General features: G+C 36.5%; 12 protein-coding genes and 1 other RNA gene. 2 read left to right on the top strand and 11 right to left on the bottom strand.

Features of this window, described 5'->3' with window-relative positions; genetic code table 11:
* Window positions 1–42: 42 nt before the first annotated feature.
* A complete protein-coding gene (gene prc / locus QV04_RS06115) occupies window positions 43–2,052 on the bottom strand; it encodes a carboxy terminal-processing peptidase (RefSeq protein WP_039135882.1) in 2,010 nt (669 codons plus the stop codon).
* Between the two features lie 107 nt (window positions 2,053–2,159).
* Window positions 2,160–2,804 (bottom strand): RNA chaperone ProQ, encoded by a 645-nt coding sequence (proQ, locus tag QV04_RS06110; RefSeq protein WP_039157507.1) that lies wholly within the window; start codon window positions 2,802–2,804, stop codon window positions 2,160–2,162.
* A 207-nt stretch (window positions 2,805–3,011) separates the two neighbouring features.
* On the opposite strand from proQ, the gene QV04_RS06105 reads away from it, so the two are divergent.
* Entirely contained in the window at window positions 3,012–4,244 is a 1,233-nt protein-coding gene (locus tag QV04_RS06105) for a paraquat-inducible protein A (protein WP_065231164.1), read from the top strand.
* Window positions 4,228–6,882, top strand: a complete 2,655-nt coding sequence (locus QV04_RS06100) for a PqiB family protein (RefSeq protein ID WP_065231163.1) — start codon at window positions 4,228–4,230, stop codon at window positions 6,880–6,882. The genes QV04_RS06105 and QV04_RS06100 overlap by 17 nt, the downstream gene beginning before the upstream one ends.
* A gap of 32 nt (window positions 6,883–6,914) precedes the next feature.
* Here QV04_RS06100 and ffs read toward each other — a convergent pair.
* The 9 genes from ffs to modB form a co-directional block, all read right to left on the bottom strand.
* Window positions 6,915–7,010: signal recognition particle sRNA small type (gene ffs, locus QV04_RS06095), an RNA gene on the bottom strand.
* Between the two features lie 127 nt (window positions 7,011–7,137).
* Window positions 7,138–9,060, bottom strand: a complete 1,923-nt coding sequence (locus tag QV04_RS06090) for an ABC transporter ATP-binding protein (protein WP_065231162.1) — start codon at window positions 9,058–9,060, stop codon at window positions 7,138–7,140.
* Between the two features lie 114 nt (window positions 9,061–9,174).
* Window positions 9,175–10,083: a siderophore ABC transporter substrate-binding protein gene (locus tag QV04_RS06085; protein WP_065233319.1), complete on the bottom strand. Its 909-nt coding sequence runs from the start codon at window positions 10,081–10,083 to the stop codon at window positions 9,175–9,177.
* 31 nt (window positions 10,084–10,114) lie between these two features.
* Window positions 10,115–10,876 (bottom strand): ABC transporter ATP-binding protein, encoded by a 762-nt coding sequence (locus QV04_RS06080; protein WP_065231160.1) that lies wholly within the window; start codon window positions 10,874–10,876, stop codon window positions 10,115–10,117.
* Window positions 10,851–11,828, bottom strand: a complete 978-nt coding sequence (locus QV04_RS06075; protein WP_065231159.1) for an iron chelate uptake ABC transporter family permease subunit — start codon at window positions 11,826–11,828, stop codon at window positions 10,851–10,853. Before QV04_RS06075 ends, QV04_RS06080 begins: the two co-directional genes overlap by 26 nt.
* Window positions 11,821–12,774, bottom strand: a complete 954-nt coding sequence (locus QV04_RS06070; RefSeq protein WP_269446922.1) for an ABC transporter permease — start codon at window positions 12,772–12,774, stop codon at window positions 11,821–11,823. The genes QV04_RS06075 and QV04_RS06070 overlap by 8 nt, the downstream gene beginning before the upstream one ends.
* A gap of 206 nt (window positions 12,775–12,980) precedes the next feature.
* Entirely contained in the window at window positions 12,981–13,739 is a 759-nt protein-coding gene (gene modA / locus QV04_RS06065; protein ID WP_065233318.1) for a molybdate ABC transporter substrate-binding protein, read from the bottom strand.
* Window positions 13,740–13,783: 44 nt separating this feature from the next.
* A complete protein-coding gene (gene modC, locus QV04_RS06060) occupies window positions 13,784–14,839 on the bottom strand; it encodes a molybdenum ABC transporter ATP-binding protein (RefSeq protein ID WP_065233317.1) in 1,056 nt (351 codons plus the stop codon).
* Window positions 14,832–15,548 carry a molybdate ABC transporter permease subunit gene (gene modB, locus QV04_RS06055; RefSeq protein WP_065231155.1) on the bottom strand — a complete coding sequence of 239 codons (717 nt, stop codon included), beginning with the start codon at window positions 15,546–15,548 and terminating at the stop codon, window positions 14,832–14,834. Before modB ends, modC begins: the two co-directional genes overlap by 8 nt.
* Window position 15,549: the final 1 nt, after the last annotated feature.

Below are 15,549 nucleotides of genomic sequence, written 5' to 3'. Positions count from 1 at the left end.
CACCTGCTTTATTCTATAACAAAAAATTACAAAAGATGTAAATTAATTTTGTTTTTGTGGCAACATATCCGATGCCATATGTTCAACTTCTTTTAATACAAAATCCGGTGCTTCATAATCTTTCGGTAAATCATCCAATTTTTTCAATGGTTTCTTACCTTCACGTTTAAATCTTGCATTTAGATCTTTTAAACGTTTTGCATCGTCTTTATCGTTCTCTGCTTTTCTATCCGCCAAATTTAATGAAAGGAATTTACGTTGATTGCGTCGATCTCTAGTTTCAATATCCTGATTCAATACGATAAATTCAGGATCGTTTGCCACTCTGGCTTTATGATTTTCTGACAATTTCTTAATTAAATCAGACAAATCTGCAACACGAGTATATTGTGCTTCAGGAATTTTATCCCACGCCAATGCATTATCCTCTTTACTTTCACCATATTCAGATTCATCAATAAGCTCGGCAATCTTAATATCTGGAGTAACCCCTTTTAATTGAGTGCTTCCACCATTAATACGATAGAACTTCTGAATAGTGTATTGAATTGCGCCTAAAGGTGTCGGATCAGTGTCATAAATAAAGTTTAACGGTCTACTTTGTTGCACAGTCCCTTTACCGAAAGTGTCTTGACCGACAATGATCGCACGCCCGTAATCCTGCATTGCCGCTGAAAAAATTTCTGATGCCGATGCGCTGAAACGGTCAACAATCACAATCATTGGTCCGTTATAAAGCTGTTGCGGATCAACATCATCGTGCACACGGATACGGTTGAAAGCATCACGCACCTGAACCACCGGACCGTCACTAATAAATAAACCGCTTAAGCTGACCACTTCCGGCAAAGAGCCGCCACCATTATTACGAAGATCAATCACTAATGCTTCTGCATTTTTCTGTTTCATCTCTGCCAATAATTTAGTGACATCAACCGTTAAGCCATTATAAAAACTTGGAATAGTAATCACAGCAATATTGTGATTATCCACTTTTTCCATTTTTAATTTGGCTGCACGATCTTCAATACGCACCTTATCACGCACTAAAGTGACAATACGCGTTTTGCCGGTTTTTGCCGATTCCAATTCCAAGCGAACAGTTGTGCCTTTTTTACCTTTAATTTTCTCAACAACATCATCAAGACGCCAACCGACCACATCTTCGATTTCACCTTTCTTGCCTTGTCCGACACCAATGATTTTGTCACCCGCTTTAATTTTTTTACTTCTATCCGCCGGCGCACCCGGTACCAGTGATTTAATAATGGTTTCATCATCTTCCGATTGCAATGTCGCTCCGATTCCCTCTAATGAGAGATTCATATCTTCGTGGAAACTTTTCGCATTGCGCGGTGAAAGATAACTGGTGTGAGGATCCAATTCACGAGCAAAAGAGTTTAAAAACAGTTGCGTAATATCATCCGCCTTGGTCTGTGTTAAGCGTTTAATCGCCAAATTATAACGTTTTGTCAATTTTTTCTTAATTTGTGACCAAGATTTCCCTTGCAAACGCATAGAAATGACATCGTTTTTAACACGCTCTTTCCATAATTTATCCGCCTCTTCTTCTGTTTTCGGGAAAGGCGCTTTACTACGATCAATTTCAATCTGATCGTTTTCTTTTAAATTCGGTTCTTTATCCAACAACGAAAGTGCATAGCTATAGCGTTGATAACGGCGTTGTTGCAACAAATCATACATCGCAAAAGCCGCGGTTAAATCGCCTGCATTCAAATCATCATCAAAATGTTTTGCATATTTTGCCCGCAACTCATCAACATCGGATTGCAAAAATGTGTTATGGCTGTAATCCAAAAAGTCGATATAACGATTAAAAATCTTTTCCGATAATGCATCATCTAAAGAAAACTTCTTGTAATGTGATTGAATCAATCTTGATGTTACACGTTTTGCTTCCAATGAATTTGAATCGGATGGTGCCGGGACAACAATTTTATCTGCGCTGATATCCGGTTTTGCCGCCCACGCCGGCACATTCACAAATAACGTACCGATAACGATACTTAGTGCCAATTTCTTGAACTTCATTACGTTCAATCCTCTTAATTCTTATAAACCCATCAATCAATTTGAACTTGCGTTAGAAACAGAAAGCAGGCGATCACCTGCTTTGTTATTTCTTAACCTTTCGTCTATCACAATTGGAATACACGATCTTCAGTAACGGTTAAGACTAATCCTTGTGCCAATTCGACACGAACATTATCTTTGCCTACCGCAATTACGGTTGCAACCTGTGTTTTTTCACCGACTTTAATCTTGACTTGTTGTGATTCTTGCAAAGAAGCCAAATCCGCCGGCACTAAATTCGGTTTGCGTCTAACAACATTTCTGCGTGGTTTGTTATTCGGTTTACGTGCTGCTCGATTTTCTTTTTGTTGCGGACGATGGCTTGCATTTTTTGCTTTGCTTTCACGCAAACGTTGTTCCGCGTGTTCAATATGTTGTTGCTCCACTTCACCACATTCGTTGCCGTCAAGATCAACACGTTTTGCCCCGGCTTTATAACCGTATAAATAACGCCATCCGGCAGTATATTGACGCAATGCACGACGAATTTGTGTGTTGGAAACGGTATTATCATCTTTTAATCTAGCAATAATATCTTGAAAAATACCGATTTTTAACGGTTTTGCTTCGCCCTGTGTTGAAAAACAGCGCGGAAATTTTTCTGCTAAATAAGCGATCGTTTGGTTATTTTCTTGGAATTTATTTTTTGAAGGTGCAACATTTGCTGCTGGTTGCTGATTCTCTGTTTGATTTTCTGTTTCTAACGACATAGTCCTACTCGTAATACTTGGTTAAATTGTCCTGTTATAGACATTAATTATGATTCATTCTGTCAATCTTTATTATAAAAGATTAACGCCTTGGAAATTCAAATCGATAAGATTATTTACTTGTATATTTTCCCTTTATTTATATACTTGTTCAACAACTTTTATTGGCTTATTTAAACTAATCATCTCATTTATTCAAAAAATTTAATGCAAATTAGACGTTTTTCTCCGCTATCCGCAACAGAACAGGCAATTTGTTGCGATATTTGCGACCACGCCATCTCTTTACCAGCTTTGAATGCAAATCAAAAAGCAAGCTGTCCCCATTGCCATCACGTTGTTAGAGTAGGTGGCTTATGGAGTTTAAAACGTTGCTCAATTTTAGCGCTTTCTATTGCAATTCTGATGCCATTCGCCTTTACATTTCCCCTTTTAAATATCCAACTCCTAGGTGTCCCAGTTTACACCTCAATCTGGAGCGGTGTGTGGAAAATGGCGACTGAAGGTTACCCTTATTCTGCATTTTTAGTGCTATTTTGTGCAATTGTAATGCCGGTTTCTTACATTATTTTGATTTTATCGTTACAACTTTGTCGTATTTTTCACTTACGAGCAAGAATGTTGCTGATGTCGCTAAATTATATCCGTTCTTGGGTGATGCTTGATGTCTATTTAATTTCACTTGCTGTTGCTGCATTTAAAGTACGTGAATATGCCGATATTTCATTTACTCTTTATCTTATTCCTTTCGTTTTAGTCACATTTTTAACCATCTTACTGTTTACCAAAACATCACCGAAACAATTTTGGGATCTTTTTTATCCACCACAATTTCAACATAATCAACACCTTTGTTACTGTAAAACCTGTGGTTTAAGCTTTCCTGAACAAGCAGCCTCCAATCATATCTGTCCACGCTGCCACGCCAATACGGCATTAGATAAAAATTTAGTATTACAACGCACTTGGAGTACCTTAATTGCTGGTGCAATAATGCTCTTACCAGCCAATTTACTACCGATTTCTATTGTTTATATAAATGGTGTGCCAACTGCAGACACGCTAATTTCTGGGGTTATAACTTTTATTAAAATGGGCAATTATAGTATTGCCGCTATCGTTTTTATCGCCAGTATTTTTGTACCTATTTCTAAAATATTGATTATGTTATATCTCTTAAGTTGTATTCACTTCGGTTATAGCAAAAATATTCACTTTCAGATGAAACTATTTGAAATTGTTCATTTTGTTGGGCGTTGGTCTATGTTGGATTTATTTGTACTATCGTTAATGATGTCATTAGTAACAAGAGGACAAATTATCAGCTTTTCAGTTGGCCCTGCCGCTATTTATTTTGGTCTTGCTGTTTTTTTGACAATGATTTCAGCAGAAGTTTTTGATACGCGTTTACTTTGGAAAAATTATGAAGCAAACAAATAACATTCCTACCTCAATGTCAGCTAAGATTTCCGCCATTAAACGGATTTCACCTTTTTGGTTATTGCCGTTTATTGCTTTTTGTGTCGGCATTGTATTATTTTATCAAATCCATCAGGAACAAGGTGAAAAAATAACCATATTTTTTTCTGATGGTTCAGGTCTAATTGCGGAAAAAACACCGATTCGTTATCAAGGATTACAAATTGGTTTAGTCAAAAAGGTAAACTTCACCCAAGATATGAAATCGGTAAAAGTTGAAGCTAATATCTATCCGGAAGCAGTATCGGTATTACGTGAAGATACTAAATTTTGGATTGTTCAACCTAGTGCCTCTTTAGCCGGAGTCTCCGGTTTAGATGCTTTAGTATCAGGAAACTACATCACACTTTCTCCAGGCAAAGGCGAAGAAGCGGATACTTTTGTCGCTGAAGATCGTGGGCCGATTGCTGAATTGAGTGAAGGTGATTTATTAATTCATCTAATTGCAGACGATCTCGGTTCTATCGAATTAGGTTCAAGTATTTTTTTCCGTAAAGTGCCGGTTGGAAAAGTAAACAACTATAGTTTTACTGATGATAAAAAAGTCGCTATCGACATCATTATTTATAAACAATATGCAAAATTTGTGAAAAAAGAGAGCCGTTTCTGGAATATCAGTGGAATAAAAGCAGATGCTAATTGGAATGGTATTTCCGTTAGTATGGATAGCATACAAGCGATTTTACAAGGTGCTATTGCTTTCGATTCACCAGATGAAAGTGATGAGGCACAAGGTGAAACTACATTCCCGCTCTACTCTTCTATCAAAGCAGCAAAACGTGGGCTAAATGTTAATATTACGCTACCAAATGATATTTCCGGTTTAAAAGAGAACGACACCCCAGTCTATTTCCACGATTTACAGGTCGGTGTATTAAGCGAAATCAATTATGGTGATGATGAAGATGTCATCAATAGCACACCAACAATTCAAGCCAAATTGTTGGTTGACCCAAGTATTAAATCCAATCTCAAAAGTGGCTCAAAAATTGTTTTAATGGATCGTCCATCATTGGCGGAAGTTTCTAATTTAAATCAATTCTTACAAGGTAAGTATTTTGAAATTATTGACGGCAACGGCACACCGACCAGCCATTTTGAGGTGATAAAACAGTCTGAATTATTACTACAGCAACCGGGCGCTTTAATTCTTAGTTTAACTTCACCACAAACTTATGGTATAGAAGAAGGGCAACCGATCAGCTATAACGGCATTAAAATCGGTGAAATCGTGTCGCGTCAGGTTGAGATTGACAAAACCACCTTTAAAGCAGTGATTTTGGCGGCTTATCGCCATTTAATTAATGCAGAAACCCTGTTCGTGGCAGCAAGCAATTTCTCATTGGATGTAAGCAGTGATGGCGTACAAATGAATGTGGAATCGCCACGAAAATGGTTACAAGGTGGGATTAACGTATTACTACGTTCTAATAAAACAGGCGGCAAAGCTTTGCGGCAATACCCTTTGTATGCTAATAACAGTAACGCACTTGCAGGCATTACTTCGGATAGTATCAAGCCAACTATCGTACTAACAACAACGGAATTACCAAATATCAGTGAAAATTCACTAGTGCTTTATCGCCGCTTACCTGTCGGTAAAATTTTATCAATCAGACCTAATAAACAATCTTTTGATATTGCTGTTTTCATTAATCAGCAATATCAATATCTGTTCACCAAACAAAGTCGATTTTGGGCAGAAAATGCGATACAGGTCGATATTTCTCTGCAAGGAGTTGATATTAAAGCTGCACCCTTTTCTAGAATTCTTAAAGGAGCAATCAGTTTTGATAATATTGGTCAAAATGGTACTCAAACCATCTTATATCCAAATCAAACAGCGGCTCTCTCAGTCGGGCACGAAATAATGCTATTTGTAGATAATGCAGACAATCTTACTATCGGAATGCCATTACGTTATTTAGGTTTAGAGGTCGGTACTATCCAAAAAATTTCATTGGATGAACAAAAACAGAAAGTGATTGCATTGGCATCCATTCAACGTGATTACTTCAATGCTCTCAGTAAAAAGGGCAGCCATTTCACATTGGTAACACCGCAACTCTCTGCTGGAGGAGTGCAAAATTTAGATGCATTATTGAAACCCTATATCAATGTGAATTTTGGTCAAGGTAAAACACAAACGCAATTCACCCTATCCCGTACTTCTGGCGAAAATAATAAATATCAAAACGGTTTTCCATTAGTATTGGAAACTGAAAATGCCGCTTCGCTGTCCATTGGTGCGCCGGTGTTATACCGTGGCGTTGAAGTAGGGGCTATTAACAATATTAAGCTGAATACTACATCTGATCGTGTCTTTGTCGATATTCAATTAGCGCAACAATATCGTCATTTAGTCCGTCAAAACAGTGAATTTTGGTTAGCTTCAGGTTATTCCTTAGATATTGGTTGGAGCGGTGTTGATTTTCAAACCGGTACCGCACAGCAGTTACTTCGTGGCGGTATCGCCTTCTCCACGCCTTCCGGAAAAATCGTGCAGCCAGTAGCAAAAGCTTATCAACATTTTCTATTGCAAACCAAAAAACCAGCTGAAAGCCAAAATTGGAATCAAGGCAGTGCGCCACAAAATTGATAATGGATGGAAAGGGCTCAAAATGGCGGAGCCCTTTCCAGCTTGATCTCGGCACACAAAGTTCTAACTTGGGCTGCTTTCTTCCGAACCTGACCCGCTGAGCTAGAGTTTGTTGCGAGGAACCGAAAAGGACTCCATTGATAGTCAAAAAGACGGGAGGCATTATGCGATAAGTTGTCGCCAAATGCAAGTTTATCGCCAGCTAAACTGTTCATTCTTTTAGCATTTGCACAACTTTTCTGTTAAATTTTTTTCTTATTGCTCACCTTCAGCAATTTGCTCTAATTCCGCCCAACGATTTAAAGTATCATCCAATGCCTGCTCCTGTTCGGCTAATTGCTGTAATTTACTGCTGGTCACTTCGTTCGGCTGACTAAAGAAATCCGGCTGATTAATTTCCTGTTGCAACTGTTGAATCTGTTGCTCCAACTGCTCCAGCAATTCCGGCATTTTCGCCAATTCCTGTTGTTCTTTGTAAGAGAGCTTCACTTTTCGCACTTTACTGTCACGAAACGTCTGTTTTTTATTCTCTTTTACCAGTTCTTCTCTTTTTGGTTGTTGCTGTTCTTTCTGTGCTAACACATTCGCCTGTTGCTGTTTCGCATCGTGGTAACCGCCAACATATTTATGCAAAATGCCATCACCCTCAAAAATAAAACATTCGGTTACCGTGTTATCAATAAATTGTCGATCGTGACTAACGATAATGACTGTGCCTTGATATTCTGATAACAACTCTTCCAATAACTCTAAGGTTTCCACATCCAAATCATTAGTCGGCTCATCCAGAATCAATAAATTATTTGGTTTTAACAACAATTTTGCCAATAGCAGACGATTTTTTTCACCACCTGATAATGCTTTTACCGGAATCATTGCCCGTTTAGGCGGAAAGAGAAAATCTTGTAAATAACCTAGAACGTGGCGTTTCGCGCCATTAACCTCTACATCCTGCTTACCATCCGCCACGTTATCCATCACACTTTTCTCCGGATCAAGCGTTGAACGATATTGATCAAAATAGGCCACTTCCAATTTTGTTCCTGTATGAATTCGTCCGGATGTAGGTTGTAATTCTCCCAATAGCAGCTTAATCAATGTTGTTTTACCGCATCCATTCGGGCCAATAAGAGCAATTTTATCTCCACGCAAAATTGTCGCTGAAAAATCTTTAATTAAAATTTTATCGGCTAACTGATAATTTAAATTTTCAATTTCAAACACAATTTTTCCGGAACGTATTGCATTATCAACCTGAATATTAGCTTTCCCCATTATATCTCGACGTTGGCGGCGCTCCTCTCGCATTGCTTTCAACGCTCTGACTCGTCCTTCATTACGTGTTCTTCTAGCTTCAATTCCTTTTCGAATCCAAACTTCTTCTTGAGCCAAACGTTTATCAAAAAGCTCGTTTTGCAAAGCCTCAACCCGCAAATTTTCCTCTTTTTGTTGCAAATATTGATCATAATTTCCCGAATAAGAGACCAATTTACCACGATCCAAATCAATAATTCGTGTAGCCATTCTGCGAATAAAAGCTCTATCGTGCGAAATAAAAACAATACTACCTTTAAATTCTAACAATAAATTTTCCAACCAATTGATCGTGTCAACGTCTAAATGGTTGGTTGGTTCATCCAATAACAATAAATCTGGCTCACAAACCAACGCTTTAGCTAAAGCAGCTTTTCGCTGCCATCCCCCAGACAATTCGGCTAATTCAATATCCGGATTTAACCCTAATTTCGCCAAAATTTCTTGAATTCTTGTTTCAAAACGCCAACCATCAAGGTGATCTAGCTGACCTTGCACTTCAGACAAACGGTTCATTGTTTTTTCTTGATAATCTTGTGCAATTTTCAGTGATAATTGATGATATTCTTTCAATAAATCTGCCAACTCCCGCACGCCTTCGGCAACATAATCGAACACTGTGCCTTCAATATGACGTGGTGGATCTTGTTCCAAACGCGCAATAATGCGATCCTTCTCAATAATCAATTGCCCATCATCCATTCCTACTTCTCCGGCAAGAATTTTCAATAAAGTCGATTTTCCTGCACCATTACGCCCCACCAGACAGACTCGTTCCCCTGCCTCAATAGTCATATCAGCATAATCTAATAAAGGATGATCACTAAATGAAAGATATGCATTTGAAAGAGTAAGTATCGCCATAATTTGCCTATAAAATCATACAACTTGAGGGCGCTTATTGTAGCCCACAAAAGCAAATAAAAAAACCACTGTAATCCATTATCAAATCACAGTGGCTCTAACTTATAACAGAAATTATTGTATTGCCTGTTCTAATTCAGAAATCATATTTTCTGTTGCTTTTAATCCGCCAAATGCCAAATACCAATTTGCTGCATTTAAATAAATAATATGATTTTGTTGATAAGCTTTTGTTTTCTTAATTAAATCATTATTCAATACAATTTTTGCATTATCCTTTTTATCAGTAATTGCAGCTGTACGATCCACTACCAATAAATAATCTGGATTTTTTTCAACAATATACTCAAAACCGACACTCATACCGTGGGTAGATGATTTAATATTTTTATCTACCGGTGTAAAACCAAATTTTTGATATACCAAACTATAACGAGAAGTATCACCATAAGCACTAATACGATTTTCATTAACCAATATTAATAAAGCGTTTTTTCCTTTAGTGAATTTATTTAATTCATCCACTTTTTTATTCAATTCTGTAATTTTCTGTTTTACAACTTCCTCTTTATTTACAATTTTTCCTAGAATTTCTAAATTATTGACTAATGATGGGTAATAATTGTTGTAATCATTCTGATAATAAAATACCGGAGCAATCTCTTTAAAACGATCCAACATTTTTTGTTGACGACCGGAAACAATAATTAAATCCGGATTTAATTCATTAATTTTTTCAAATGCTGGTTCAGGCAAAGACCCCACATTCTCAAATTTATCTGATTTAAATGACTCTAAATAAGCCGGTAACGCTGAAGATTTAGGAATACCGACAATACGATCTTCGGCATTTAATTCCCGTAATGTATCCGCTACACCAAAATCTAACACCACAATGCGCTTCGCATCTTGTGGAATAGTCTGCTTACCTATTACCGAATCGACTGTTATATCCTCTGCATAAGCAGAAGTACCAATAAGAAAGCCTAATAAGCCAATAACAAATTTTAATGATTTTTTCATCATTTTCTCCTTAAATATCGATGTTTTAAATTTAACGGAAATAAGTTGCAATTCTTTGCCCATTAATTTGTTGAATTGGAATATGCATATCATAAATATTTGCTAAAACATCTGTTCTCATAATATTATCCACTACTCCCTCAGCAACTAATTTTCCTTGCTGCATCGCAATAATATTATCAGCATAACAAGAAGCAAAATTAATATCGTGAATAACTATTACGACTGTCTTTCCTAATTTTTCTACTAACTGACGTAACACTTGCATAATTTGTACAGAATGTTTCATATCTAGGTTATTAAGTGGCTCATCCAATAAAATATAATCCGTATCCTGAGCTAATGTCATTGCAATATAAGCCCGTTGCCGTTGTCCACCACTTAGTAAATGAATTTGTTTATGTTTCAATTCATTTAAATTCATATAATCAATAGCATGAGCAATTGCATTATGATCTTCTGAATTTAATCTTCCTTTACTATATGGGAAACGACCAAAAGAAACTAATTCTTCAATGGTTAGACGTAATGGAATATGATTACTCTGTTTTAAAATCGCCAGTTGACGTGCAATGTTTTCACTCGACTGTTGTTGTAAAGGAATTCCATTTAAAATTACTTCACCTGTATCCGACATCAATAACCTACTAATAATCGCCAGTAAAGTACTTTTTCCTGCACCGTTCGGACCGATAAATGCCGTTATTTTTCCTTCCGGAATAATCAATGACACATCATTCACTACTTTTTGCTGCCCGAACTGTTTACTAATATTTCTTAATTCTATTGCCATTGTTTATTTGTCCTAAGTAATAAATAAAATAAACTCCACCGATAAAATTAACCAAAATACTCAATGTTGTCTTAAAGGTAAGTAATTGTGCAACAATAAACTGCCCTAATACCAATACAATAATTGCTATTAAAATAGAAGTAGGAATCAACCATCTATGCTGATATTTCGGCATAAATTCAAAGGTAATATTCATAACCAATAAACCTAAAAAGGTAATAGGTCCAACCAATGCTGTTGCCACTGAGATTAATAATGTTACGATAATTAGTAATTGTTTAGTTATTCGTTGATAATTAATACCTAAATTTATAGCTTGATCACGTCCAAGAGATAACACATCTAAAACGCTAAAATAACGAATACTGAAAAGAGAAATAGCTACAATCATTATTGTCGCAATCCATAAAATATTAGTATTAATCCTGTTAAAACTAGCAAAGCCAATATCTTGCGCAATTTGGAATTCATTCGGATCAATCAATACTTCCATAAAAGTCGTCATACTTTGAAACAAAGTACCAAATACTATTCCTACTAATAGTAAGAAAAACATATTTTGCTGTTCTTGTCTAAATAACAATTGATATAAAACTAACGCAAATAACAACATTACTGCACTTGAAAAGAAAAAGAGTCCAATAGAATCAATGGCAAATAGTGTTGCTGATCCTGAAAAAAAGATAATAGCAGTCTGTATAAATAAATATAATGAATCTAAACCCAGCACGCTTGGCGTTAAAATTCTGTTATTAACCAATGCTTGAAACAGCATTGTTGATAATGCTATTGCTATACCAGTAACAATAATAGCTAATAAAGATAAATTTCGATGTGTTAATGCATATTCCCAACGATTTGGTAATTGGTATAGCAAATAAAAAACAGTTACAACAATCGCAACTACAATCAATAATATAATCTTTAAACGGCAAGAGAAAATATTACGCATTACGATACCTTTTAAATAATAAATAGAGGAAAATAGCACTACCGAACACACCAACTACTGCATTAATCGAAATTTCATAAGGATAAATTATAATGCGTCCAAGAATATCGCAAAATAATACAAAAATAGCTCCTAATAATGCAGTGTGAGATAAAGTATTACGTAAGTTATCCCCTAAATATAAGGAAACAATATTAGGGATAATTAAGCCTAAAAAAGGAATAACTCCTACGGTAACAATAACAATTGACGATACAATAGAAACAATAGCCAACCCTAAATAAAGTACCTGTTTATAATTTAATCCTAGATTAGTGGCAAATTCTTCTCCCATTCCAATAATGGAAAAACGTTGTGCATAAATATAAGCAAATAATATTGTTGGTATGCTGATATAAAGCATTTCATATCTTCCACTCATAATCAAAGAAAAATCACCTTGTAACCAAGCAGATAAATTTTGTAATAGGTCTTGTTGATAAGCGATAAAAGCGGTCATAGAACTAATAATATTGCCAAACATAATGCCAACTAACGGTACAAAAATAACATCAGTAAATTTTAGTTTTGACAATAAAGTCATAAATAACAGTGAACCTGCAAATGCAGCAATAATTGCAATAGCCGATTTTAATAACATTGAAGCATCAGGAAAGCAAAGAATAGCTAATAAAACACCTAATCGCGCACAATCCATCGTTCCGGCGGTGGTTGGTGAAACAAAGCGATTACGACTAAGTTGTTGCATAATTAAGCCACAAATACTTAAACCGGCACCGGCAATCAAAATGCTCACTAAACGAGGAATACGGCTGATCAATAAAATTTGCCACTGTTCGGCATCAAATTGTAGTAAACCACTAATAGAGACGGAACTCACACCGATTAATAAAGAAGTAATTGATAATACCGCCAATAATAACAACAGATATCGTCGTTGAATCATCATTTTATACCGATTCTTATAAATGAGAACAATTCTTATTTTTCTAATAAGCGGCAATATTGCCACGATAGCAAATGAATTTCAAGTAAAAAATAACCCTGTTATCCATTGGGAATAACAGGGTTTTCACAAAAAATAAACTATACTGTTTTAATTTATAGCGCACCACATTACGCGTTTCTATAAGAAAAAATTTATAATATCAATTAGTTATATACACTGAATCCATATTTCTCAAACACTTTTGCGGCAGAATCTGTCTGCAAATAACTAAAAAATGCTTTAGCTGCTTCGCTGTCATTACCTCTAATTAACGCTGCCGGATACTCAATTTTCGGATAGCTATCCGCTGGGAAAATAGCCACCACTTTCACTTTGTCACTCTGTTTTGCATCGGTACCATACACCACACCTAAAGGTGCTTCATCTCTTTCCACCAACGCAAGTGCTGCTCGTACATCCTTGCCACGAGCCAATTTAGATTCGATCTTATCCCACAGACCAAGTTTTATTGTCGCCGCTTTCATATATTGCCCTGCCGGGACGTGATCAGGATCACCGACAGAAAGAAAACTATGCTGCAACGCTTGTATCCAATCTCCTTTTGCAATATCAATTTGCTGCAAATGGCTCTCTTGATTAGCGATCATCACTAAATCATTACCGACCAATACACGGTCTGAATCTTTTAGCAACAACCCTTTCTCTTTCAAATAATTCATCCATTTTGTATTAGCAGAGATAAAAATATTTGCCGGCGCTCCCTCTTCAATCTGTTTTGCTAATGTTGACGATGATGCAAAAGAGAAGACAATCTCATCTTTCGGCGAGTTTTGTTTATACTGTTGAGCAATATCCTGCAACGCATTGGTCATTGATGCCGCAGCAAAAACCGTCACCTGTTCCGCATATGCACACATTGTAGCGATGGAAAATAATGAAGTAATTAATAACTTTCTAAACATTACCGTTCTCCTTTTCTTGTGATGAATAAATTTTCTAACTATTGCTACTTAAGTAAAATCTGTATATCTAACAAATAGATATAAACCATTTGTTGCGCAACGAATATTGACGAGAGTTGTTGCTTAACGGGAATATCAATCACCATATCATCAGAAAGACAAACAATCACCGTACTTCCGGCACTATTGGTTTTTATCGTCTGAATCGTTCCTTGCAAACAATATGGAATGCTGCTATTTACTATCGGCTGTGGGCTTAAAACCAGATCACGCTGGCTAATCAAACATTTTACCGAGCAACCAACATCAATTTTCGATATGGTTGGAATCGCTAACGGTTGTTGAGCTAATTCTACACAAACAAGGTTCTCTTTATTCGCTGTCACTGTTGCCGGGAATAGCCACTGTTTTGCTTGTTCTCGTTGCCACTCTCTTAATACGCCACTATTCCAAATAGTTTCAATATCAGAAAACGCCGCCACTTTGCCGTTTTCTAATAACACCACACGATCCGCCAATGTTTTCAATTCATCCAAACTATGCGTAACATAAAGAATTGGAATATCAATTTCTTGCACTAATCGCTGCAAATAGCGCATTAACTCCTGTTTTCTCGGAATATCCAGTGCAGATAAAGGCTCATCCATCAATAATAATTTTGGTTCGGAAAGCAAGGCCCGACCAATAGCAACACGCTGTTTTTCACCTCCTGACAAGGTTATCGGATAACGATTTAAAAGTTGTGATAATCCTAATAACTCTACAATCGCATTAAACTTTTCTTTTGAAAAAGATTTCATACCGTAGGTTAAATTTCCTTTAACGCGATAATGAGGGAATAGACGTGCTTCCTGGAAAACGTAGCCGATATGACGTTGTTCAATGGGCAAGTTAATCTGTTGTGCGGTATCAACTAACCTATTGTTCTGCAAACAAATATATCCCTGATCAATATGACTCAACCCCGCAATCATATTTAACAACGAAGATTTTCCGGCTCCGGAACGCCCGAACAACATTGTGATTCCCTGTGTCGGCAACTGCAGATCAACCTCTATCTGAATATCAGGAAACTGTTTTTTAATCCGTAATTCAAGCATAACGTTGCCCTAATTTTTTGTACATATAATGCGCCAACCATTCTGATAATGCTAATGAGCTCAAGGATAACATTATAGAAAGTAAGCATAGTTTAAAGGCTTGATCCTCTGCTCCCGGTGTTTGAATAAAGGCATACATCGCTAATGGAATGGTTTGTGTTTGCCCAACGATATTAGAAACAAATGTAATTGTTGCACCAAATTCACCTAAAGAACGAGCAAAGCCCAACACCATTCCTGCCAATACACCCGGTAATGCCAATGGCAATGTAATTGTAAAAAATACTCGCTGTGGTGAAGCGCCTAATGTTCTTGCGGTCAATTCTAAATGTGGATCAATATTCTCTAATGAAAGTCGAATTGAACGTACAACCAATGGAAATGCGACTACCGCAGAAGCTAGCACTGCACCTCGCCAACTAAAAGCAAACGATAAACCGAACCATTCAAAAAGATATTGTCCAATAATGCCTTTTCTACCCATCATAACCAACAATAAATAGCCAATCACCACTGGTGGTAATACTAACGGCAAATAGACCAAGCTATTAATAAATGATTTACCCCAAAATTGTTTTCTAGCTAATAACCAAGCAGTAAAAATTGCGAAAGGCAAACTCCATAGAATTGCATTCAATGCCACTTCCAAACTTAACCATAAAGCCTTCACTTGTTGTGGCGTAAACATAAAATAGTTTAACCAATCCATA

The organism is Gallibacterium genomosp. 1 (genome assembly GCF_001678575.1).
Classification (GTDB): Bacteria; Pseudomonadota; Gammaproteobacteria; order Enterobacterales; family Pasteurellaceae; genus Gallibacterium.
Note: the sequence above shows the minus strand (reverse complement) of the source record. Positions and strands in the feature narration are given on the sequence as shown.